Source organism: Pseudomonas sp. SB113 (genome assembly GCF_040754745.1).
Taxonomy (GTDB): Bacteria; Pseudomonadota; Gammaproteobacteria; order Pseudomonadales; family Pseudomonadaceae; genus Aquipseudomonas; species Aquipseudomonas grimontii.
Window position 1 is genome coordinate 15,673 of the sequence record NZ_JBFMHW010000001.1, and the last position, 23,549, is coordinate 39,221.

The window sequence follows — 23,549 nt, forward strand, 5'->3', positions numbered from 1 at the left end:
GCGTTAACTGGCGCTGACGATCATCTGAATAATTGTGGGACGACACCGTCATGGGCGCCGAACGTACTAAAATCGAGGCTTTGGGCGGTGCTTTGTCAGCATTGCGCGAAACCTGTCAAGAGTTTACAAACAACCATGAACGTAAGTATATTGCGTAGCAAGCTACTTATCCACTCACGGCTTGTTTTTTACCCTTCCACCCTTCTTGTGCGCACCCTGCGCGCCTGACCCGAGGATCTTCATGCAACTTAAGCCAGCTGTTACCGCTCTGGTCACTGCCGTCGCCCTGGCATCGCTGCTCAGCGGATGTAAAAAGGAAGAAGCGGCTCCGCCCGCTCAAGCCCCTCAGGTCGGCGTGGTCACCATTCAACCGCAAGCCTTCACCCTGACGTCCGAGCTGCCAGGCCGTACCACCGCCTACCGCATTGCGGAAGTTAGGCCGCAGGTCAACGGCATCATTCTCAAGCGCCTGTTCAAGGAAGGCGCGGATGTGAAGGAAGGCCAGCAGCTCTATCAGATCGATCCGTCGGTCTATGACGCCACGCTGAAAAGCGCACAAGCCAGCCTGACCCAGACCAAGTCCATCTCCGACCGCTACAAGCAGTTGGTCGATGAGCAAGCCGTCAGCCGCCAGGAATACGACACCGCCGTCGCCAACCGCATGACCGCGGAAGCAAACGTTCAAACCGCCCAGATCAACGTGCGCTACACCAAAGTGTTCGCGCCGATCTCCGGGCGTATCGGCCGTTCTTCGGTGACCGAAGGCGCGCTGGTCAGCAATGGCCAGGCCGATGCCATGGCCGTGATCCAGCAACTGGACCCGATCTACGTCGACGTTACGCAGTCTTCGGCAGAAATGCTGAAACTGCGCCGCGACCTGGAAAGCGGCCAGTTGGAAAAGGCCGGCGCCAATGCCGCCAAGGTCAAGCTGACCCTGGAAGACGGTAGCGACTACGGCCAGGACGGCAAGCTGGAGTTCTCCGAAGTGTCGGTCGACCAGACCACCGGTTCCGTGACCCTGCGCGCGGTGTTCCCCAACCCTGACCACACCCTGCTGCCGGGCATGTTCGTACACGCCCAATTGCAAGCCGGCGTGAACAGCAAGGCGATCCTGGCCCCACAGCAAGGCGTGACACGTGACCTCAAGGGCATCCCGACCGCGCTGGTAGTCAACGCCGACAACAAGGTCGAGCAGCGTGTACTGGTAGCCAACCGCACCTCCGGCGCCTATTGGCTGGTGGAAAAAGGCCTGAACGCTGGTGACCGCGTGATCACCGAAGGCCTGCAGTACGTCAAGCCGGGCGTGGAGGTCAAGGTCAAGGACGCTGACAACGCCAAGCCCGCCGGTTCCGCCGCTGCTCCTGCTGCCGCGCCTGGCCAGGGGGAGTAACCCATGTCGAAATTTTTTATCGACCGTCCCATTTTCGCCTGGGTAATTGCCCTGGTGATCATGCTGGTCGGGGCACTGTCGATCCTGAAGTTGCCCATCAACCAATACCCGGCCATCGCGCCAACCGCCATCGACATCCAGGTGACCTACCCAGGCGCGTCCGCACAAACCGTGCAGGACACCGTGGTGCAGGTCATCGAGCAACAGCTCAACGGTATCGACAACCTGCGTTATGTGGCCTCGGACAGTAACTCCGACGGCAGCATGACCATCACCGCGACGTTCAACCAGGGTACCAACCCGGACATCGCCCAGGTTCAGGTACAGAACAAGCTGAACCTGGCGACCCCACTGCTGCCGCAAGAAGTGCAGCAGCAGGGTATCCGCGTGACCAAGTCGGTGAAGAACTTCCTCATGGTGATCGGTCTGGTGTCGGAAGACGGCAGCATGACCAAGGATGACTTGTCCAACTACATCGTTTCCAACATCCAGGACCCGATTTCCCGGACCGCGGGTGTCGGTGACTTCCAGGTGTTCGGTTCGCAGTACGCCATGCGTATCTGGCTGGACCCGGCCAAGCTGAACAACTTCCAGCTCACGCCGGTGGATGTCAGCACCGCCATTGCCGCACAGAACGTGCAGGTGGCCACCGGTCAATTGGGCGGCCTGCCTGCCCTGCCCGGTAACCAGCTGAACGCCACCATCATCGGCAAGACCCGCCTGCAAACGGCGGAGCAGTTCGGCAACATCCTGATGAAGGTCAATGCCGACGGCTCCCAGGTTCGCCTGCATGACGTTGCGCGTATCGAACTCGGCGGCCAGAACTACAGCATCAGTGCACAGTTCAACGGCAACCCGGCTTCCGGTATGGCGATCAAGCTGGCATCGGGCGCCAACGCCCTGGACACCGCCAAGGCCATCCGTGCCACCGTGGCGTCCCTGGAACCGTTCTTCCCGCCTGGTATGAAGGCGGTGGTGCCGTATGACACCACCCCGGTCGTGACCGAGTCGATTTCCGGTGTGGTTGACACCCTGGTCGAAGCGATCGTGCTGGTGTTCCTGGTGATGTTCCTGTTCCTGCAGAACTTCCGCGCCACCATCATCACCACCATGACCGTACCGGTGGTACTGCTGGGTACCTTCGGGATCCTCGCGGCGTTCGGCTTCACCATCAACACCCTGACCATGTTCGGCATGATCCTGGCCATCGGCTTGCTGGTGGACGACGCCATCGTCGTGGTGGAGAACGTCGAGCGGGTAATGGCCGAGGAGCACCTGTCGCCGAAAGAAGCGACGGTCAAGTCCATGGGCCAGATCCAGGGCGCCCTGGTGGGTATTGCCCTGGTGCTGTCGGCGGTACTGTTGCCGATGGCGTTCTTCGGCGGCTCCACCGGTGTGATCTACAAACAGTTCTCCATCACCATCGTTTCGGCCATGGCCTTGTCGGTACTGGTTGCCCTGATCTTCACCCCGGCCCTGTGCGCCACCATGCTCAAGCCGATCGATCCGGAAAAACACGGCCAACCCAAGCGTGGTTTCTTCGGCTGGTTCAACCGCACCTTCGACCGTGGCGTACTCAGCTACGAGCGCGGCGTGGGCAACATGATCAAGCACAAGATCCCGGCGTTCCTGGTGTACGCACTGATCATCGCCGGCATGATCTGGCTGTTCATGCGCATCCCGGCTGCGTTCCTGCCCGATGAAGACCAGGGCGTGATCTTTGCCCAGGTGCAGACCCCGGTAGGTTCTTCGTCTGAACGCACGCAAAAAGTCATCGACGACATGCGCGCCTACCTGCTCAATGACAAAGAAGGTGAGCCAGGCGAAGGCAAAGGCGTGAAATCGGTATTTACCGTGAACGGCTTCAACTTCGCCGGTCGCGGCCAGAGTTCGGGCCTGGCCTTCGTGATGCTCAAGCCGTGGGACGAGCGTGATGCTTCCACCTCGGTGTTCGAGATTGCCAAGCGCGCCCAGGGTTACTTCATGCAGACCTTCCAGGACGCCATGGTGTTTGCCATTGTGCCGCCGTCTGTACTGGAACTCGGTAACGCCACCGGTTTCGACGTGTTCCTGCAAGACCAGGGCGGTGTCGGCCATGAAAAGCTGATGGCTGCACGTAACCAGTTCCTGGGCATGGCTGCCCAGAGCAAGATCCTGGCCGGTGTGCGCCCCAACGGCGTGAACGATGAGCCGCAGTACGAGCTCACCGTCGACGACGAGAAGGCCAGCGCCCAGGGCATCACGCTGTCCAACATCAACCAGACCCTGGCGATTGCCTTGGGTGGCAGCTACGTCAACGACTTCATCGACCGCGGTCGGGTGAAGAAAGTGTACGTACAGGGTGAAGCCGCCAGCCGGATGTCCCCGGAAGACCTGAACAAATGGTACGTGCGCAGCGACTCCGGGAAGATGGTGCCGTTGTCGGCAATCGCCTCGGGCAAGTGGATCTACGGCTCGCCGAAGCTCTCGCGTTATAACGGTGTAGCGGCGATGGAAATCCTCGGTACTCCGGCACCGGGCTACAGTACCGGTGACGCCATGGCTGAAGTCGAACGTATCGCCAAGCAACTGCCGGCGGGCGTGGGCTACGCCTGGACGGGCCTGTCGTATGAAGAACGCCTGTCCGGCTCCCAGGCGCCGGCGCTGTACGCGCTGTCGCTGCTGGTGGTGTTCCTGTGCCTCGCGGCACTGTACGAAAGCTGGTCGATCCCGATCGCGGTGATCCTGGTGGTTCCGCTGGGCGTGGTGGGTGCGTTGATCGCCACCAGCATGCGCGGCCTGTCCAACGACGTGTTCTTCCAGGTGGGCTTGTTGGTGACGGTGGGCCTGGCGGCGAAGAACGCCATTCTGATCGTCGAGTTCGCCAAGGAGCTCCACGAGCAAGGCAAAGGCATCGTCGAAGCCGCGATCGAGGCGTCCCGGATGCGTCTGCGGCCGATCATCATGACCTCCATGGCGTTCGTCCTCGGCGTATTGCCGCTGGCGATCTCCTCGGGCGCCGGCTCAGGCAGCCAGCACGCGATCGGTACCGGTGTCATTGGCGGTATGATCACGGCCACGGTATTGGCGATCTTCTGGGTGCCACTGTTCTTCGCAACCGTGTCCGCCATGGGCGAACGTAAAAAGACTGAACCTACGCACACTCCTAAAGAGGCTGGCCAATGAGCAAGTCGCTACTTTCCTTAGCCGTCACGGCATTCGTGCTCAGTGGCTGCTCGCTGATCCCTGACTACCAGCGCCCTGAAGCGCCGGTGGCAGCTCAGTTCCCGCAGGGGCCGGCGTATTCGCCGGCCCAGGCGCCGAACCAAGCCGCCGCCGAGCAGGGCTGGAAGCAGTTTTTCCACGACCCTGCCCTGCAACAGCTGATCAAGACCGCGCTGGAAAACAACCGTGACCTGCGCGTTGCGGCGCTGAACATCGACGCCTATGCCGCGCAGTACCAGATCCAGCGTGCCGACCTGTTCCCGGCCGTATCGGCCACGGGCAGCGGCAGCCGCTCGCGCACCCCGGCCAAGCTGTCGCAGACCGGCGAATCGACCATCACCAGCCAATACTCGGCCGGCCTCGGGATCAGCTCGTATGAGCTGGACCTGTTCGGCCGCGTACGCAGCCTGAGTGAAGAAGCGCTGCAAAAGTACTTCGCCACCGAAGAAGCGCGGCGCAGCACCCAGATCAGCCTGGTGGCCAGTGTGGCGACTGCCTACCTGACCTGGCAGGCCGACAAGGAACTGCTCAAGCTGACCCAGGACACCCTGGGTGCATACGAGCAGAGCTTCAAACTCACCTCGCGCAGTAACGAAGTCGGCGTGGCCTCGGCCCTCGACCTGAGCCAGGCGCGCACCTCGGTGGAAAACGCCCGCGTGGCACTGGCGCGCTACACCCGCCAGGTGGCCCAGGACGAAAACAACCTGACCCTGCTGCTGGGCACCGGCCTGCCGGCGAATATCGCCAGCAAGCCACTGTCGGATGACCTGCTCAGCGAAGTGCCGGCCGGTTTGCCGTCGGACCTGCTGCAACGTCGTCCGGACATCGTGCAGGCCGAGTACAACCTCAAGGCCGCCAATGCCAATATCGGCGCAGCTCGTGCAGCGTTCTTCCCGAGCATCACCCTGACGGCCAGCGCCGGCACCGCCAGCCCTACCCTGGGCGGCCTGTTCAAGGGCGGTTCGGGTACCTGGTCGTTCGCACCGCAGATCAACATCCCGATCTTCAACGCCGGCAGCCTGCGCGCCAGCCTGGATTACTCGAAGATCCAGAAAGAGATCAACGTGGCGAACTACGAGAAAGCCATCCAGACCGGCTTCCAGGAAGTCTCCGACGGCCTCGCCGCACGGGAGACCTACAAGCAGCAACTGGATGCCCAGCGCGGCTTCGTCGCAGCCAACCAGGATTACTACCGCCTGGCCGAGCGTCGCTACCGCATCGGGGTCGACAGCAACCTGACCTTCCTCGACGCCCAGCGCCAACTGTTCAGTGCCCAGCAATCGCTGATCACCGACCGCCTGGCGCAACTGACCAGCGAGGTCACCCTGTACAAGGCCCTCGGCGGTGGCTGGAGCGAGCAAACGGCGAAGAACGAGCCGTTGAAAGAAGAAGCACCGGCGTTGAAGTTGTTCTGATCACACCGCTGTAGACAAAACCGCTTCCCTCACTGGAAGCGGTTTTTTTATGCCTGGTCATCGGTGTTTGCCATGACCACAACGCTCTCCCGCCTTGCCTATCGCTCAACCTTTCAGGGTAAAATCAGTAACAGATTCTTACAGACCACAGAGGGAGCTTGTCGTAATGATCGTAGGAATCGACCTGGGGACCACCAACAGTCTTGCGGCAGTCTGGCGCGGCGATGCCGCCGAAATGGTGCCCAACGCCCTGGGCCAGTTGCTGACCCCAAGCGTGGTCGGGCTGGATGACCAAGGCCGCGTCCTGGTAGGCCAGGCCGCCAAAGAGCGCCTGCATACCCACCCGCACCTGACCACCTCGCTGTTCAAGCGCTACATGGGCAGCGCCACCGAAGTGCGCCTGGGCGACCGCTCGTTTCGCCCCGAAGAACTCTCGGCGCTGGTGCTCAAAAGCCTGAAGGAGGACATCGAGCGTACCTACGGCCAAACGGTCACCGACGCGGTGATCAGCGTGCCCGCCTACTTCAGCGACGGCCAACGCAAGGCCACGCGCATCGCCGGTGAATTGGCGGGGCTGACCGTTGAAAAACTGATCAACGAACCGACCGCCGCGGCCCTCGCCTACGGCCTGCATCAGCGTGATAAAGAAACCTCGTTCCTGGTTTTCGACCTCGGCGGCGGCACCTTTGACGTGTCGATCATCGAGCTGTTCGACGGGGTGATGGAAGTCCGCGCCAGCGCCGGCGACAACTTCCTCGGTGGCGAAGACTTCGACACCCTGTTGCTCGAACACTTTGTCGACAGCCAACGTAACGCCACGGGTTTCCCGCCCACCAGCACTGTGCTGCAAGCCCTGCGCCGCGAAGCCGAGCGCGTGCGCAAAGCCCTGGGCCAGGATGACAGTGCTGAATTTGCCCTGCGTGTCGACGGCCAGCAATGGGTGAAAACCATCACCCAACAGGAACTGGCCAAGCTCTACACGCCGCTGCTGGAGCGCCTGCGCGCGCCGATCGAACGCGCCCTGCGCGATGCGCGGATTCGGGTTGGCGACCTGGATGAAATCCTGCTGGTGGGCGGTACCACGCGCATGCCACTGGTACGTAAGCTTGCCGCAGGCCTGTTCGGGCGTTTCCCGTCCATCAGCCTCGATCCCGACCAGGTGGTGGCCCACGGCGCAGCGATCCAGGCCGCACTCAAGGCGCGCTCCGCCGCCCTCGAAGAAGTGGTGCTGACTGACGTTTGCCCCTACACCCTGGGCATCGAAACATCGAACCAGTACGGCGGCCATATCGAAAGTGGCCATTACCTGCCGTTGATCGAACGCAACAGCAGCGTGCCGGTGAGCCGGGTCAAAAGCGTGGTCACCCTGCACGATGACCAGACCCGTGTGCTGCTGAAGATCTACCAGGGTGAAAGCCGCCTGGTCAAAGACAACATCGAGCTGGGCCAACTGGATATTCCCGTGCCCAAGCGCAAGGCCGGCGAGGTCTCCCTGGACGTGCGCTTCACCTACGACAACAACGGTTTGCTGGAAGCCCAGGTGAATATCCCGCTGACCGGCGAGCAACATTCGCTGGTGATCGAGAACAACCCCGGCGTGCTCAACCCGCAGGAGATCCAGCAACGCCTGCAAGCCCTGGCGCAATTGAAGGTCCACCCGCGCGACCAGCAGGTCAACACCGTGCTCGTCGCCCGTCTCGAACGGCTCTACCAGGAAAACCTCGGCGAGCTGCGCGAACAACTCGGGCATTGGGCGGCGCAGTTCCAGCAGGTACTCGACACCCAGGACGAACGCCGCATCCGCGAAGCGCGCAGCGAACTGAGCCGTCAACTTGAGCAACTCGACAACGGGTTCTGGCGCTGAGGGAACACCGATGGATTGCTGGACCGTACTGCAACTGCCGGACGATGCCGACGAGCGCAGCATCAAGCGCAGCTACGCGCGCTTGCTGAAAAGCTGCCGCCCGGACGACGACGCCCAAGGCTTCCAGCGCCTGCGCGAGGCCTATGAACACGCCCTGAGTGAAGCACGCTGGCGGGCTGATAACGAAGAGGAAGAACGCGTCCAGGCGCCCGTGGCCGAAGCGGTCTACGCAAACCTGAATGACCTGGCCGAACTGATGAACATCAGCCCCGTCAGCCCTGCGCCCTTCGAAGCCCACACACCGGACCCGGCCCAGGCACTGCTCGACGACCTCAACGCGCGTAACCTCGATGAACGCTGGGTCCAGGCTCGGCAACAGGGCTGCACCGATGCGTTCCAGGCCGGCCTGTTGCGCCATTGTTTCGAAGCACCGGGTGAACGCAGCGCCATCGCCGGTTGGGCCGCCCAACACCTGGAATGGCTGACGCCCTGGCAGCAAGTGGCGATGACGTCCTGGCAATACGAAGCGCTGACCGGCGAACTGCTGCAAGACTACCGCCGCACCTTGCAGGAACTGCTGGAGCAAAAGGCCGAGCGCGAGTTCATCACCCAGCTCAATCAATACACCAACCAGCCCTGGCTGCGGGTGTTCGACCTGCAACAGCAGTGGCAGCGCATCGTCCTGCACCTGCTGCATGAAACCCAATGGAGCGTGCCGCTGTTCGAGCGGGTGTGCCAGGCATTCGGCTGGGACGACCAGAAAGGCGTCTACCCGGAACCGGCGTGGATATGGCGCGAATTGGTGTCGCGTTGCGAGCAGGAAAGTTTCTACGCCAACTTGCAAGACAAGGCCCAGGACACGCGGCGCACATCAGCCGATGCCCTGGCCGCGCGCCTGCTGCTGACGCCGATGTCCGCCACGCAACACAAACGCATGATCGATGGGTTTGGCGAAAACGAGTGGAACGCCTGCCAGCACCTGGCGCAAACACTGACCTGGCGCTATCCGCAACTGGTCGAGCGCCTGCCTCAAACAGACCTGTTCTTTTGGCGCAAATTCGTACCTCGGCCGATCTACACCCAGGTGTTTATCCGGCTATGGGCCGTCTTCGCCCTGGGGCTTGGCCTGAGCATCGCCCACGATAAGCCAGACAGAATGGACGGGATGTCGCTGGTCATTTTCATGCTGATGGCGTTCGTGCCGGCGGCCGTTGGCTTTCGCGTCACCCAAATGTGGGCCGGGATGAGTTCAACCTATCGGGTTCTGGATGTGTGGCTGAGCCAGTACCTGATCCCCAAGCGAATCAACCCCAATTACTACTGGCTGGTCATTCGCCACGGCGTACCGCAGGCGATCATGCTGGTGGCCTGCGGCTTGATGCTCGGCGTGCTGGGCATGTTCACCTACGCGGGTATGGTCCTGATCAACCTGTTGCACAAGACGCGTATCGGTCAGATGAGCCAGAAATTCAGCGAAGGCTACCCGTGGCTGAACGGTTTGCACTGGGCCTTCTGGAGCCCCCTGCAAGTGGTATTCCTGGTGGTGATGGTGGCGCTGATCGTAGCTGCGCAACACTACCTGCCAGCGGTGCCCTGGACCCACTTCGACCTGCCCAAACGATAACCCGCAAATGCCGGGCCTCAGCGCCCGGCAACTTGCGTTCGATCATCGCCCACAAACCGCCCACCCCCGATTGAACCGCCCCCGCACCGCCCCGCACCATGGCCGCCACCTGCATAACCCCAATAACAACAGGCCCACCACCATGAGCACTTTTCACCCGCGCCGGCTCCTGCTGGCCACCGCTATCGCCAGTCTTGCCCTGCCCGTCGTCGCCGAAGAACACGGTTTTCTCGAAGACGCCAGCGCCAACCTCAACCTGCGTAATTTCTTCTTCAACCGCAATTTCACCAACCCCACCAAAACCCAGGGTGGCGCACAGGAGTGGACGCAGAGTTTCATCCTCGATGCCAAGTCCGGCTTTACCCAGGGCACCGTAGGTTTCGGTGTGGACGTGCTGGGGCTGTACTCATTGAAGCTCGATGGCGGGCGCGGCACCGGTGGCACCCAACTGTTGCCGCTGGACCACGATGGCCGCCCTGCGGATGAATTCGGGCGCCTCGGCGTGGCGTTCAAAGCGCGTATTTCCAAGACCGAAGTGAAGGTCGGCGAATGGATGCCGGTGTTGCCGATCCTGCGTGCCGATGATGGCCGCTCCCTGCCGCAAACCCTGCGCGGCGGGCAGATCACGTCGAAGGAAATCGACGGCCTGACCCTCTACGGCGGCCAGTTCCGCGCCAACAGCCCGCGCGACGACAGCAGCATGTCGGACATGTCGATGGTCGGCAAAACCGCGTTCACCTCGGACCGCTTCAACTTCCAGGGCGGCGAATACGCCTTCAACGACAAACGTACGCAGATCGGCGTGTGGAACGCCCAGCTCAAGGACATCTACAGCCAGCAGTTCGTCAACCTGATCCACAGCCAGCCCCTGGGCGACTGGACCCTGGGCGCCAACCTCGGGTTCTTCTACGGCAAGGACGACGGCAGCGCCCGCGCCGGCGACCTGGACAACAAGACCTGGTCCGGCCTGTTCTCGGCCAAGTACGGCGGCAACACCTTCTACGTCGGCCTGCAAAAACTCACCGGCAACAGCGCGTGGATGCGCGTCAACGGCACCAGCGGCGGCACCCTGGCCAACGACAGCTACAACTCCAGCTACGACAATGCCCAGGAGAAATCCTGGCAAGTGCGCCACGACTACAACTTCTCCGCCCTTGGCGTGCCGGGCCTGACCTTGATGAACCGCTATATCAGCGGCAGCAACGTGCACACCGGCACGATCGCCGACGGCAAGGAGTGGGGTCGCGAAAGCGAATTGGGTTATACCGTGCAAAGCGGCGTGGTGAAAAACCTCACGGTGCGCTGGCGCAATTCGAGCATACGCCGCGACTACAGCAACAACGAGTTTGATGAAAACCGGTTGATCGTCAGTTACCCGATAAGTCTGCTGTAACCCGGCGCGGCACTTACTGTATCGTGCGCGCCTGCCGCTGCTGATTCGCCCAGCAGCGGCCTCTTATCCGAGCCTGCGCACATCATGAAATCCTTTGCCATCGCATCCGCCGTGCTTGCCCTGGCCTTGAGCCTCAGCGGCTGTATCAGCGCGCCCATCGCCCTGACAGCGCAGACCGAGCAACGCCTGCAAGCCCAGGCGCCGATCCGTTTTTTGCTGACCTTCGATGACGGCCCCAGCGCCTCGGGCTACAACAACCCCAGCCGTTCAGTGATCGCCGACCTGGCGCACAACCCGGTGCTGCCGGGGATCAAGGCGGTGTTCTTCCTGCAGACCGAAGCGGCCCGCTCCGGCGGCAGCTCCCGGGGGCGCAAGACCATGGAACGTGAGTATGCCGACGGCCATATCCTGGCCTTCCACACGGCCACGGCGTTTCATACCAACCATCGCTGGCTGAGCAATACCGAACTGGAAAGCACCCTCACCCAGGGGGCGGCGGATATCGCCTCGATCACCGGCGCGCCGCCCGTGCTGGTGCGCCCGCCGTTCTGGAACTACGACCGGCGCACCTTCGCCGCCTACCAGCGCCATGGCATGCAGGTCTTGCTGACCGACCTGAGCGCCAATGACGGCAAGATCTGGGGCTTCAACGGCAGCCCACGCCGCCGCGCCAACCTGTATCGACAACTGTCGGTGGTGCGCGAGCGCATCGCGCTGGGCGAGTTGCCCACGGTGGACGGCGTGATACCGGTGGTGGTGACCTTCCACGACATCAACCGCTACACCGCGCGGCATATGCAGGAATACCTGCAGATCCTGTTGGACAGCGCCCGAGTCAACGGCATGAAGACCGCAGCCGAACCGTTCTACACCGATACGGCCGCCCTGCAACGCGCGGCGCTGGCGCGTACGGTCAAAGACGTGAATGAAGCCGTGCATCTGCCGGGCGTGTGGAATTGGGTGTGGGACGCAGACTCCCACTGATCACTCACGCGACTCGACGCCCAATTCATCCCACACCGATTCAGCCAGGTGAAACGTGGCATTCGCCGCCGGAATCCCGCAATAGATCGCGCTCTGCATCAGCACTTCCTTGATCTCGGCGCGAGTCACGCCGTTACTGGCCGCCGCACGCAAATGCAGCTTCAACTCTTCACTGCGGTTCATGCCGATCAGCATGGCGATGGTGATCAGGCTGCGGGTATGACGAGGCAGCCCGGGGCGGGTCCAGATGTCACCCCAGGCGTGGCGGGTGATCATTTCCTGGAACTCGCTGTTGAACTCGGTCAAGGCATTGAGGCTGCGGTCGACATGGGCATCGCCCAGCACTTCGCGGCGCACTTGCAGGCCGTCGGCATAACGTTGTTTCTCGTCCACAAAAAACTCCCGGTTCAATTAGATTTCAGCTCGATTACCTGTGGCCAGCAGAAACTGGATCACCCGCTCACTGAACGCAGCACCGGCCTGTACGTTGGACAGGTGCGCGGCATAGAACTCGGCGTACTCGGCGCCCTGCACATGGTGCTGGATAAAGTGACCACCGGCCGGTGGGGTGACGGCATCTTCAGTGCCAGCAATCACCAGGCTCGGCGCCTTGATGTTTGCCAATTGCTCACGGAAATCCGCGTCACGCACGGCGGCACAGTTGGCTGCGTAACCCTCGGGCGAAGTCGCGGCAAGCATGTCAGTGATCTGCTTGGCCTGGTGCGGGTTGGTCGCGGCAAAATCAGCGGTGAACCAGCGCGCAATCGATGCATCGCGCAAGGCCACCATGGCTGCCGCGCCGTCGCGCAGGACCATCTCGATCCGTGGGTTCCAGATCTCCGGCGTGCCGATTTTGGCGGCGGTGTTGCACACCACCAGGCGGTGCAGGCGCTCACCGGCGTTAATCCCCAGCCATTGGCCGATCAAGCCACCCATGGATAGCCCGCAAAAATGCGCACGCTGAATATCCAGCGCATCCAGCAGCGCGATCACGTCGTGGCCCAGTTGCTCGATGCTGTAGGGTCCCTCAGTCACCAGGGATTTACCGTGGCCACGGGTGTCGAAACGCAACACCCGGAAATGCTCGGTCAATGCCGGGATCTGGATGTCCCACATGTGCAGGTCGGTGCCCAACGAGTTGGACAGCACCAGCACCGGCGCATCCACGGGGCCATCGAGTTGGTAATGCAGTTCGCCCTCGGCGAGTTGTACGAAAGCCACAGCGTTCTCCTTAGGCGGTCAATGCAAAGTGTTCGGTGACAGCGCGAGTGACCCAGGTGGTCGCCTGGCCCAGGTAGTGGGCCGGGTCGAGCAGGCGGTCCAACTCCGTGGCGGACAGCTCGGCGGTGACCTGCGGTTCGTCCGCCAGCACCGCGCGCAAGTGTCGCCCTTCTGCGACGGCGCGCTTGCAGCATTGCTCCAGCAGGTGGTGCGCGGTTTCCCGGCCCAGGCGTTGAGCCAGCACAATGCTGACGGCCTCGGCCAGCACCAGGCCCTGGGTCAGGTCGAGGTTATGCGCCATGCGCTCGGGGTCGACCTCCAACCCTTCGCTCACCAGCAGTGCTTGTTTCAAGGCCCCGGAAACCAGGCGGCAAATCTCCGGCAAGGTTTCCCATTCGGCGTGCCACAGGCCCAGGCTGCGTTCGTGTTCCTGGGGCATGGCGCTGAACATCGTCGCCACCAGGCCGGGCACGCGCGTGGCGGTGCTGATCAGCACAGCGGCGCCCACCGGGTTGCGTTTGTGGGGCATGGTCGACGAACCGCCTTTGCCGGGCGCCGACGGCTCGAAGACTTCGGCCGCTTCGGTTTGCATCAGCAGGCTGATATCGCGGCCCAGTTTGCCGAGACTGCCGGCGATCAGGCCGAGGACGGCGGCAAACTCCACCAGTCGATCCCGCTGGGTGTGCCAGGGTTGTTCGGGCACGCTCAGTTGCAACTCCGCCGCCAGCGCTTCGGCCACCGGCATGGCGTGTTCGCCGAGTGCCGCCAACGTCCCCGACGCGCCGCCGAATTGCAGTACCAGCAAACGCGGTTTCAGTGCTTCCAGGCGCTGGCGACTGCGCGTCACCGCGCCCAGCCAACCGGCAATCTTCATCCCCAGGGTGACCGGCGTCGCGTGCTGCAACCAGGTACGCCCGGCCAACGGTGTCGTCGCATAACGCTGGGCCTGGGCGGCGAGCACGTCGCCCAGACGCGCCAGGTCTGTTTCGATCAACCCCAGCGCCCGCCGCAGTTGCAGCACCAGCCCGGTGTCCATCACGTCCTGGCTGGTCGCGCCCAAGTGCACATAGCGCTCGGCACCCGCATCCTCACTGGCAATCAACTTGCCCAGGGCTTTCACCAGCGGAATCGCCGAATTCCCCGCTGTGGCAATTGCCACGCCGAGGGCATCCACGTCGTACAGCGACGCCAGGCACGCCTGGGCAATCGGCGCCACGGCGGCCTGCGGGATCACCCCGACCTGGGCCTGCGCCCGAGCGAGTGCAGCTTCGAAATCGAGCATGCCCTGCAAACGTCCCTGGTCGCAGAACACCTCGGCCATGCTGTCAGCGGTGAAGTAAGCGTCGAACAGTTGATTGCTCGTGCGCAGTGTCATAACTCATCCCTTACAAATCGTGATGCAGGTACGCCGCCTGTTTCGGCAGGCGCAAGCTGAACAGGAAAGCCACCGCCATCATCGCGGTGACGTACCAATAGAAGGTGTTTTCCATGCCGATGGATTTCAGGCTCAGCGCGACAACTTCCGCCGAACCACCAAACACCGCGTTAGCCACCGCATACGCCAGCCCCACGCCCAAAGCACGCACCTGGGGCGGGAACATCTCCGCTTTGACCAGGCCGCTGATGGAGGTGTAGAAGCTGACAATCGCCAGGGCCAGGGTGATCAGCACAAACGCCAGGAACGGGCTGGTGACGGTTTTCAAGGTCAACAGGATCGGTACCGTGAACAGGGTGCCGAGGCCTGCGAACCAGAGCATCGAATTACGTCGGCCGATCTTGTCCGCCAACATACCGAAGAGCGGCTGCATGCACATGTAGAGGAACAGCGCGCCGGTCATGATGTAGCTCGACGTCTTGGCGTGCATGCCCACGGTGTTCACCAGGTACTTTTGCATGTAAGTGGTGAAGGTGTAGAAAATCAGCGAGCCACCGGCGGTGTAGCCGAGCACCGTAACGAACGCTTTGCCGTGGTCGCGAAACAGCGCGACGATGCTGCCGGCGTCCTTGTCTTCACGTATTTCCTTGCTGGTGGTCTCCTTGAGGGTGCGGCGCAGCAGCAGGGAAATCACCGCTGCAATCGCACCGATCACGAACGGAATCCGCCAGCCCCAGGCGCGCAATTCTTCTTCGGTGAGGATCTGTTGCAGGATCACCACCACCAGCACGGCCAACAGCTGGCCGCCGATCAGGGTCACGTATTGGAACGAGGCGAAAAACCCACGCTGGCCCTTGAGCGCGACTTCACTCATGTAGGTCGCGGTGGTGCCGTATTCGCCCCCCACCGACAGGCCCTGGAACAGCCGCGCCACCAGCAGCAAGGCCGGGGCCCAGGCGCCGATGTCTTTGTAGGTGGGCAAAAAGGCGATGACCAGGGAGCCGGCGCACATCATCAGCACCGAGATCATCATTGAGTTCTTGCGCCCGTGCTTGTCGGCTACCCGGCCGAACAGCCAGCCACCGATGGGGCGCATCAGGAAACCGGCGGCGAACACGCCCGCAGTGTTGAGCAGTTGGACCGTGGGGTCGTCCGAGGGGAAAAACGCCGGAGCGAAGTAAATGGCGCAGAAGGCATAGACGTAGAAGTCGAACCATTCGACCAGGTTGCCGGAGGAGGCACCGACAATCGCAAAGATCCGTTTGCTGCGTTCTTCTCCGGTGTAGTGACTGGTGGTTGTTGTCATGGTTTTTTCACTCAGTGGGAACGGTTATAGCCTAGACATACTTTGCAACAACCGGAGGTAGTTGCAAGCAGCAAGCTATAAGCTGCAAGAGAAAAACCGACGCGGTCACTGCTCTTCCTTGTAGCTTGCAGCTTGAAACTTGCCGCCGCTACCGATCAATAATCGAAGAACACCGTTTCCTTATCTGTCCCCTGCAAAATCACATTCCACTGATGCACCCCAGCCGCATCCGGCTTGGCAATCAAAGTGCCGCGCCGCTCGGCAGGCACACACGCCAGCAACGGGTCATCCCCATTCAACGCCTCGCCATCGAAATAAATCCGCGTGAGCAGGTGCTTCACCAAGCCACGGGCAAACACCAGCACCACCAGGTGCGGCGCCTGGGTCGTACCTTGCAGTCCTGGCACGCTGCCCGGCTTGATGGTGGTAAAGCGGAAGCGCCCTTCGGCATCCACTGGCACCCGGCCAAAGCCTTCGAAGTTCGGGTCCAGCGCCTTGTCCTGCTCATCTTCAGGGTGGTCGTACTTGCCGGCGGCGTTGGCCTGCCAGACTTCGAGCATGGCGTCGTTGACAACATCACCGTTGCCGTCCACCACTTGCCCGCTGATCGCCACGCGCTCGCCAAGGGTGGCGGCGACGGTCAAGTCTTCGCGGTTCAGCCAGGTCAGGCCGATGTGGTAGTACGGCCCGACGGTGTGGGACGTGGTCGCGTTGAGTGTCATCTCATTTCTCCATCGGCGTGGCGTCGCGGCCGCGCAGGACGATGTCCCAGCGGTAGCCGAGGGCATAGGAAGGAATGGTCTTTTCCAGATCGAAACGGGCGATCAGGCGTTCCTTGGCGCTGGTATCCGGTACGCAGTTGTAGATCGGGTCATATTCCAGCAGCGGGTCGCCGGGGAAATACATCTGCGTCACCAGGCGCGTCAGTACGCTCGGGCCGAACAGCGAAAAGTGAATATGCGCCGGACGCCACGCGTTGTGGTGGTTGCCCCACGGGTAGGCGCCGGGCTTGATGGTCTGGAACTGGTACCAGCCATCGGCGTCGGTGACGGTGCGCCCGGTGCCGGTGAAGTTCGGATCCAGCGGCGCATCGTGCAGGTCACGCTTGTGGTTGTAGCGACCGGCGGCGTTGGCCTGCCAGATCTCCACGAGGATACCCGGCACCGGCAGGCCGTTTTCATCCAGCACGCGGCCGTGAATGATGATGCGTTCGCCCAGGGGCTCGCCGTCGTGTTGGGCGGTGAGGTCGTTGTCCTTCTCGCTGAGGCGTTCGGCGCCGATGGTCGGGCCGGTAATTTCCGACAACGAATGGGGCAGGAACACCAATGGCTGGGACGGCGAACGCAGGTTCGTCGACTGGTAGGCCGGGTGCAGGTAATCAGGCTGAGTGCCCGCTTGCGGGCGCCGGTAACCGGGCTTGTCACTCATGGAGCAGTCCTCTCTTATTAGATGCGTTCAATCGCCAGGGCCAGGCCTTGGCCGACGCCCACGCACATGGTCGCCAGGCCTTTACGGCCGCCGGTTTTTTCCAACTGATGCAGGGCCGTCAGTACCAGCCGTGCACCGCTCATGCCCAAGGGGTGGCCAAGTGCAATGGCGCCACCGTTCGGGTTGACCTGGGGTGCGTCGTCGGCGATGCCCAGTTCACGCAGCACCGCCAGGCCTTGGCTGGCGAAGGCTTCGTTGAGTTCGATCACATCGAAGTCAGTGACGGCCAGGCCCAGGCGCTCCACCAGCTTGCGCACCGCCGGCACCGGGCCCATGCCCATCACCCGTGGCGCGACAGCGGCACTGGCCATGCCCAATACGCGGGCGCGGGCAGTCAGGCCGTGTTTTTTCACTGCTTCGGCAGACGCCAGAATCAGCGCGGCCGCGCCGTCATTCACACCCGAGGAATTGCCGGCGGTGACGGTGTTGTCCGGGCCGTTGACCGGTTTGAGTTTGGCCAGGGCTTCCAGATGGGTGTCCCTGGGGTGCTCATCGTGCTCCACCACGGTTTCGCCTTTTTTATGGACGACCCGCACCGGTACGATTTCTTCGGCGAAGAACCCGGCAGCCTGGGCGGCGGCGGTACGTTGCTGGCTGCGCAGGGCAAAGGCGTCCTGGTCAGCGCGTGAAACCTGGTAGTCGTCGGCGACGTTATCGGCGGTCTGCGGCATGGCGTCCACGCCGTACTGGGCCTTCATCAACGGGTTGATAAAACGCCAGCCGATGGTGGTGTCTTCCAGCTTCATGTTGCGCGAAAACGCCGCATCAGCCTTGCCCATCACGAACGGCGCACGGGACATCGACTCGACGCCACCAGCAATCGCCAGCTCCATTTCGCCGCTGGCGATGGCGCGAAAGGCGGTGCCGATCGCATCCATGCCCGAGGCGCACAAACGGTTGAGGGTCACCCCCGGAATGCTCTCCGGCAGGCCGGCCAGCAACAGCGCCATGCGGGCGACGTTGCGGTTGTCTTCACCGGCCTGGTTGGCGCAGCCGAGGAACACCTCATCAACGGCCGACCAGTCAACCGAAGGGTTACGCTCGATCAGTGCCTTGATCGGCAAGGCCGCCAGGTCATCGGCGCGCACGGTGGACAGGCCACCGCCGAAACGGCCGATGGGGGTACGAATGGCATCGCAGATAAATACTTCGCGCATCAGGCTTCTCCCAGTGCTTGGCCATGGGCGGCGGCTGTGCGTGCTTCGAGGTCACGCAGGGCAGTCAACTCGACTTCGCTCGGCTCGGCGGTGGTGCTGACCTGCTCGGCAAATCGAATCGCCCAACCGGTGGCCGCTACGACTTGCTCGCGGGTCACGCCCGGATGGAGGGCGGTGACCACGAATTCATGGGTGCCCTCTTCCGGCTCCATGATGCACAGGTCGGTAATAATGCCGACAGGACCGGCACCCGGCAGCCCCAGGCGTTTGCGCGAATCGCCACCTTCGCCGTGGCCGACCGAGGTAATGAAGTCCAGTTTGTCGACAAACGAACGGGACGACTGCTTGAGGATAATCAGCACGCTCTTGGCCGAGCCGGCGATTTCCGGCGCGCCACCAGCACCCGGCAGGCGCACCTTGGGGTGGTGATAGTCACCGACCACGGTGGTGTTGATGTTGCCGAAGCGGTCGACTTGCGCGGCACCGAGGAAACCCACGTCGATACGCCCGCCCTGTAGCCAGTAGCGAAAAATCTCACCGGTCGGCACTACGGTGTCGGCGGTTTCCGCCAGCTCGCCATCACCGATCGACAGTGGCAGTACGTTGGGCTTGGCGCCAATTGGGCCGGACTCGTAGATCAGCACCACATCCGGCGACGAGGTCAGGCGTGCCAGATTGGCGGCCTTGGACGGCAGGCCGATGCCCACAAAGCAGACGGAGCCGTTCTTGAGGCGGCGCGCGGCGGCGACGGTCATCATTTCATTGGTCGAGTAAGCCATTACTTGGCCTCCTGCTGTGTGGTCAGCTTGGCCTGGAATTCACTGAAATCGGCAGTGCCGTGGATGTATTCGTCAATCCAGGCGGTAAAGGTCCCACGGTCGCGGGCGATTGGGTCCCACGCCTGGTAGAAGCGGTTATCACGCTCGTTGTAGCCGTGAGCGTAGGACGGATGTGCACCACCGGGTACATGGCACACTGAGGTCAGGGCCCAGGTCGGCAGCACGCAGCTGTTCATCGGCGCGTTCAGGTCATCGACGATTTCTTCCACGGTGACGATGCAGCGCTTGGCCGCCAGGGCCGCCTCCTTCTGCACGCCAAGGATGCCCCAGAGCAGCACGTTGCCCTTGCGATCAGCCTTTTGCGCGTGGATCACGGTGACGTCCGGACGCACCGACGGCACGGCTGCCAGCACTTCACCGGTGAACGGGCACGTCACGGTCTTGATCAGCGGGTTGACCTTGGGCAAGTCGGAACCCGCGTAGGCGCGCAGCACCGCGAATGGCAGGCCCGATGCGCCGGCGACGTAGGCATTGGCCAGGTCGGCGTGGCTGTGCTCTTCGATTTCCAACGGTTGCGGCCATTGCTTCTCGACCGCGTCACGCAGGCGATGCAGGGAGCCTACGCCGGGGTTGCCGCCCCAGGAGAAAATCAGCTTGCGAGCACACCCGGCGCCAATCAACTGGTCGTAGATCAGGTCAGGCGTCATACGCACCAGCGTCAGGTCTTTCTTGCCCTGACGAATGATTTCATGACCCGCTGCCGTCGGGATCAGATGGGTGAAGCCTTCCAGTGCGACAGTGTCGCCGTCGTTCACGAATTGCTTCACCGCGTCACGCAGCGCAAGAATTTCAGCCATGGGGTTGGGCTCCCGGTGTGGATCGAAAAGGCGCAGAAGTGGCGCCGAAGTGCTTGAAGATTAAGCCGGGGAAATGGGCCAAACAATCCGATAATCGACTCAGCGTTCGATTATCGAACAGATTGTTGTCTAGCTAATCTTCTAATGTGGGAGGGGGCTTGCCCCCGATAGCTGGGTGTCAGTTAACAAATTTACCGGCTGATCCAACGCAATCGGGGGCAGGCCCCCTCCCACATTTAAACCCTGCCAAGCTCAGGTGGCATCCGCATGGCTGACCATGCCTTTGATGACAACGGCTGCCGTGGCCAATGCGGCCGGAATCACCAGGGCGGTGAGCACCTGCTCGAAGTTCCAGCCCAGGCCCAGCAAGGTGGCGCCCATCCACGCGCCAAGGATCGCGCCGAAACGACCGATGCCGAGCATCCACGACACGCCGGTGGCGCGGCCTTGGGTCGGGTAGAAGCGTGCGGCCAGGGACGGCATCGCCGATTGCGCACCGTTGACGCACATCCCGGCGACCAGCACCAGGGTGGCCAATAGGGTGATATTGCCCAGGCTCTGCCCTACCGCGTAGGCAAACACCCCGGCCAGCAGGTAGAAGGTGCCGATGACCTTGTGCGGATTGAACCGGTCCATCGCCCATCCCACGCCGACCGCGCTCAATACGCCACCAAACTGGAACAGCGCCCCGATGAAGGCGGCCTGCTCCATGCTGGCGCCGCTGTCGCGCATCAGGGTCGGCAACCAGCTGGTCAGCAGGTACACGATCACCAGGCCCATGAAGTACGTCAGCCACAGCAGCAAGGTACCGGCGCTGTAGGTGCCCGAGAAAATCACCGCAAACACGTTGCGCGCCTTGACGGTTTTTTGTTCGGGCACGCTGAAGGCGCTGGCCTGGGCGACGATAGAGGGTTCGATGGGCAACAGGGTTTTGCGCACCTTGTCGGTACCGCGGTTGCGCACCACCAGGTAACGCGCCGACTCCGGCAGCCACACCAGCAGAACCACTGCGAGGATCAAGGGCAGGATTCCGCCGATCAGCAGCAGGCTATGCCAGCCGAACGCCGGGATCAGCTTGGCCGAGATAAACCCGCCACCGGCCATGCCCAGGTTGAAACCACAGAACATGCTGGTCACCAGCAGCGACTTGTGACGTTCGGGGGTGTATTCGGACAACAGCGTGGTGGCATTGGGCATACCCGCACCCAGGCCCAGGCCGGTGAGGAAGCGCAGCACCAGCAGTTGGTCGACATTACTGCTGTAGGCCGAAGCCAGGCTGAACGCGCCAAACACCAGCACTGCGCCCACCAGCACCACTTTACGGCCGAAGCGGTCGGCCAGCGGCCCGGAACCCAACGCGCCGAACACCATGCCGATCAACGCCGCACTCATCACCGGGCCAAGGCTGGCGCGGTCGATGCCCCAGTCCTGGGACAGCGCGGGCGCGATAAAGCCCATGGCAGCGGTATCGAGGCCATCGAGGAAGACGATCAGGAAACACAGGATCACCACGCGCCATTGATAACGGGACAGTGGCTGGGTGTTGATAAAGGACTGCACGTCCAGGGTGGTACCGACAGAAGGCTGATTCATTATTCTTATTCCACACCGATGGCGGGCCAACGGCCTGGGGCCGTCATTATTATTGGGGCGCCCTCAAGAGCGCTGCCGCACAGTAATAAGCCGGGGGAAACATCGTCAATTCATCAAGCGGGGATCTGTGCGGTCACCGAACACCTTAGGCAAACAGCTGCGCACTCAACTCACGGCTGGCACTGAGCATGCTCGGCAGGAAACGCTGCTCCAGCTCGCTGCGGCTGACCCGCCCAGCGTGGGTGCTGACATTGAGCGCTGCCAACACCTGGCCCGACGCGTCATACACCGGCACGGCGATGGAGCGCAGGCCCTGTTCCAGTTCCTGGTCGACAATGCACCAGCCCTGCTGTCGCACTTGTTGCAGGCATTCGAACAAGGCTTCGGGGGTGGTCAGGGTGCGGCTGGTCTTGGTTTGCAGGTCGGCGTGGTCGAGGTAGTCCTGCAGCGAGGCGTCATCCAATGCGGCGAGCAGGATGCGGCCCATGGAAGTGCAGTAGGCTGGCAGGCGCCCACCCACCGATAGATCCACGGAAATCAGGCGCTGGGTGGTGGCCGAACGGGCGATGTAGAGGATGTCGTCGCCTTCGAGGGTGGCCATGTTGCAGGCTTCGTGAAGTTGCTCGCTCATACGGTCCAGATAAGGCTGGGCCGACACCGCCAATGGCGTGGATGACAGGTAGGCATGGCCCAGGGTCAGGACTTTGGGCAGCAATGAATAGGTGCGCCCATCGGTGGTGGCGTAGCCGAGTTTGATCAGGGTATGCAGGCAGCGGCGTACGGCGGCGCGCGGGATCTCGGTGCGGTGGCTGATCTGGGCGATGGTCAGGTGGCGCTTGCGCTCCTGGAACGCCTGCACCACGGCCAGGCCGCGGGCCAGGGAGGTCATGAAGTCCGGGTCACCGGTAAACGCCTGGATACGCTTGGCTGGCGAGGCAACGATCGGTGGCGCCGCTGACGCGAAAGAGTTGCGCAATTGATCGTTCATGCCAGGTTCCTTTCTCTTATTGTCAACCGCAGGGGATTGGGCTGCTATTACAAGCCGCGCCGGCCGTGATGCACAAGGCAGGCCCAGCAACATCGGGCGATTATCGGACAATCATGCGATTATCGCAATTTGGCGCCGTATCTGCGCCGCCGGTTTCACGATCATGTGCCCTGGCAAAGTTAAGGCGGTCATTTAAATGGCCTGATCCCTTGTTGAGTTTATGACGCCAGAATTTCAGCAAATACTGACGTGTCCGTGTAACAAAACGCTCACACAAAGTTGACGCTTTTTAACTTTATGCCGATAGTGTTATTCAAATGCGCCGCTATAATGCACCCTATGCGGAGGTCAACCCGGTTTCATTATCGGGGCCGGATCTCGCAAAACCATGCACAGGCCGTGCATGGACGGTCGCAACTACCTGCCTGGAATGACTGCCACAACAGTGGCCTCTCGTTTCTATTTCAAACTTGAACACTTCATGGGTTCAATTTGGAACAGCCCGAGGACAGTATTCAGGCATAACGCTGCTACGTATTTACACTCAACTCAATTAGGTAACAATGTGACGAAAGATGAACTGCGCGCGGAACTTGAGCGCCAGGAACAACGTTACAAGGATGTTTACGGCGGAGAAGTCACCACCTACGCCGCCCAGCCTGAACCTGAACGCAAACCATGGCGCAAGCGAGCCAGCCTGCTCGACCAGGCATTTGCCCAGGAAATCCAAAAGATTGAACAGGAGCTCAAGGCCGAAGAGCCATAAGCGTTTCGGATTGAGCCCAGGGTCCCGTCTGGAATGCTGCCACTTAGCCAGCTTCCAGGCGACCTGAATCCCACCATCACCTGTAAAATTTCATACAAATGTTTCAAGTATGACGATTGGGTGACAAAACCGTGTCTTTTCAGCC

19 protein-coding genes are annotated in these 23,549 nt (G+C 62.0%); 8 read left to right on the forward strand and 11 right to left on the reverse strand.

Annotated elements, in window-relative coordinates; genetic code table 11:
* Positions 1-241: 241 nt before the first annotated feature.
* The 7 genes from AB1462_RS00085 to AB1462_RS00115 all read left to right on the forward strand — a co-directional run bounded on the left by AB1462_RS00085 (position 242) and on the right by AB1462_RS00115 (position 11,874).
* Positions 242-1,390 carry an efflux RND transporter periplasmic adaptor subunit gene (locus AB1462_RS00085; protein ID WP_090408290.1) on the forward strand — a complete coding sequence of 383 codons (1,149 nt, stop codon included), beginning with the start codon at positions 242-244 and terminating at the stop codon, positions 1,388-1,390.
* 3 nt (positions 1,391-1,393) lie between these two features.
* Positions 1,394-4,555 carry an efflux RND transporter permease subunit gene (locus AB1462_RS00090; protein ID WP_090408293.1) on the forward strand — a complete coding sequence of 1,054 codons (3,162 nt, stop codon included), beginning with the start codon at positions 1,394-1,396 and terminating at the stop codon, positions 4,553-4,555.
* Complete coding sequence (gene adeC / locus AB1462_RS00095) at positions 4,552-6,009, forward strand: AdeC/AdeK/OprM family multidrug efflux complex outer membrane factor (RefSeq protein WP_090408295.1); 1,458 nt, start codon at positions 4,552-4,554, stop codon at positions 6,007-6,009. Before AB1462_RS00090 ends, adeC begins: the two co-directional genes overlap by 4 nt.
* Before the next feature lie 166 nt (positions 6,010-6,175).
* On the forward strand, positions 6,176-7,873 hold the full coding sequence (locus AB1462_RS00100) for a molecular chaperone HscC (protein ID WP_259192707.1): 1,698 nt from the start codon (positions 6,176-6,178) through the stop codon (positions 7,871-7,873).
* Positions 7,874-7,883: 10 nt separating this feature from the next.
* Positions 7,884-9,497, forward strand: a complete 1,614-nt coding sequence (locus AB1462_RS00105; protein WP_367245926.1) for a J domain-containing protein — start codon at positions 7,884-7,886, stop codon at positions 9,495-9,497.
* Between the two features lie 142 nt (positions 9,498-9,639).
* Positions 9,640-10,890: an OprD family porin gene (locus AB1462_RS00110; RefSeq protein ID WP_367245928.1), complete on the forward strand. Its 1,251-nt coding sequence runs from the start codon at positions 9,640-9,642 to the stop codon at positions 10,888-10,890.
* An 84-nt stretch (positions 10,891-10,974) separates the two neighbouring features.
* Positions 10,975-11,874 carry a polysaccharide deacetylase family protein gene (locus AB1462_RS00115; RefSeq protein WP_367245930.1) on the forward strand — a complete coding sequence of 300 codons (900 nt, stop codon included), beginning with the start codon at positions 10,975-10,977 and terminating at the stop codon, positions 11,872-11,874.
* On the opposite strand, the gene pcaC is transcribed toward AB1462_RS00115, so the two are convergent.
* From pcaC to pcaR, 11 genes are all read right to left on the reverse strand, one after another.
* The gene (gene pcaC / locus AB1462_RS00120; RefSeq protein ID WP_024073913.1) at positions 11,875-12,267 is read right to left on the reverse strand and encodes a 4-carboxymuconolactone decarboxylase; all 393 of its coding nucleotides are present in this window, start codon (positions 12,265-12,267) and stop codon (positions 11,875-11,877) included. It lies immediately after the preceding gene.
* 18 nt (positions 12,268-12,285) lie between these two features.
* Positions 12,286-13,095 carry a 3-oxoadipate enol-lactonase gene (pcaD, locus tag AB1462_RS00125; protein WP_367245932.1) on the reverse strand — a complete coding sequence of 270 codons (810 nt, stop codon included), beginning with the start codon at positions 13,093-13,095 and terminating at the stop codon, positions 12,286-12,288.
* Between the two features lie 10 nt (positions 13,096-13,105).
* Positions 13,106-14,470, reverse strand: coding sequence for a 3-carboxy-cis,cis-muconate cycloisomerase (locus AB1462_RS00130; RefSeq protein ID WP_090408311.1), 1,365 nt, complete (start codon positions 14,468-14,470; stop codon positions 13,106-13,108).
* A gap of 10 nt (positions 14,471-14,480) precedes the next feature.
* Positions 14,481-15,776, reverse strand: coding sequence for an MFS family transporter (locus tag AB1462_RS00135; protein ID WP_065928279.1), 1,296 nt, complete (start codon positions 15,774-15,776; stop codon positions 14,481-14,483).
* Positions 15,777-15,931: 155 nt separating this feature from the next.
* Entirely contained in the window at positions 15,932-16,498 is a 567-nt protein-coding gene (pcaG, locus tag AB1462_RS00140) for a protocatechuate 3,4-dioxygenase subunit alpha (RefSeq protein ID WP_090408314.1), read from the reverse strand.
* Between the two features lies 1 nt (position 16,499).
* The gene (gene pcaH / locus AB1462_RS00145) at positions 16,500-17,204 is read right to left on the reverse strand and encodes a protocatechuate 3,4-dioxygenase subunit beta (protein WP_065928281.1); all 705 of its coding nucleotides are present in this window, start codon (positions 17,202-17,204) and stop codon (positions 16,500-16,502) included.
* A gap of 17 nt (positions 17,205-17,221) precedes the next feature.
* Entirely contained in the window at positions 17,222-18,424 is a 1,203-nt protein-coding gene (pcaF, locus tag AB1462_RS00150) for a 3-oxoadipyl-CoA thiolase (RefSeq protein ID WP_186731502.1), read from the reverse strand.
* Positions 18,421-19,200: a CoA-transferase subunit beta gene (locus AB1462_RS00155; protein WP_367245934.1), complete on the reverse strand. Its 780-nt coding sequence runs from the start codon at positions 19,198-19,200 to the stop codon at positions 18,421-18,423. Before AB1462_RS00155 ends, pcaF begins: the two co-directional genes overlap by 4 nt.
* Positions 19,200-20,057, reverse strand: a complete 858-nt coding sequence (locus tag AB1462_RS00160) for a CoA transferase subunit A (RefSeq protein ID WP_367245936.1) — start codon at positions 20,055-20,057, stop codon at positions 19,200-19,202. Before AB1462_RS00160 ends, AB1462_RS00155 begins: the two co-directional genes overlap by 1 nt.
* 252 nt (positions 20,058-20,309) lie before the next feature.
* Positions 20,310-21,650 carry an MFS transporter gene (locus AB1462_RS00165; RefSeq protein WP_367245937.1) on the reverse strand — a complete coding sequence of 447 codons (1,341 nt, stop codon included), beginning with the start codon at positions 21,648-21,650 and terminating at the stop codon, positions 20,310-20,312.
* 145 nt (positions 21,651-21,795) lie between these two features.
* Positions 21,796-22,638, reverse strand: a complete 843-nt coding sequence (gene pcaR, locus AB1462_RS00170; protein ID WP_012722667.1) for a pca regulon transcriptional regulator PcaR — start codon at positions 22,636-22,638, stop codon at positions 21,796-21,798.
* Positions 22,639-23,203: 565 nt separating this feature from the next.
* Here pcaR and AB1462_RS00175 point away from each other — a divergent pair.
* Positions 23,204-23,404 (forward strand): hypothetical protein, encoded by a 201-nt coding sequence (locus AB1462_RS00175; protein WP_003172389.1) that lies wholly within the window; start codon positions 23,204-23,206, stop codon positions 23,402-23,404.
* The last annotated feature ends 145 nt before the right edge of the window (positions 23,405-23,549 follow it).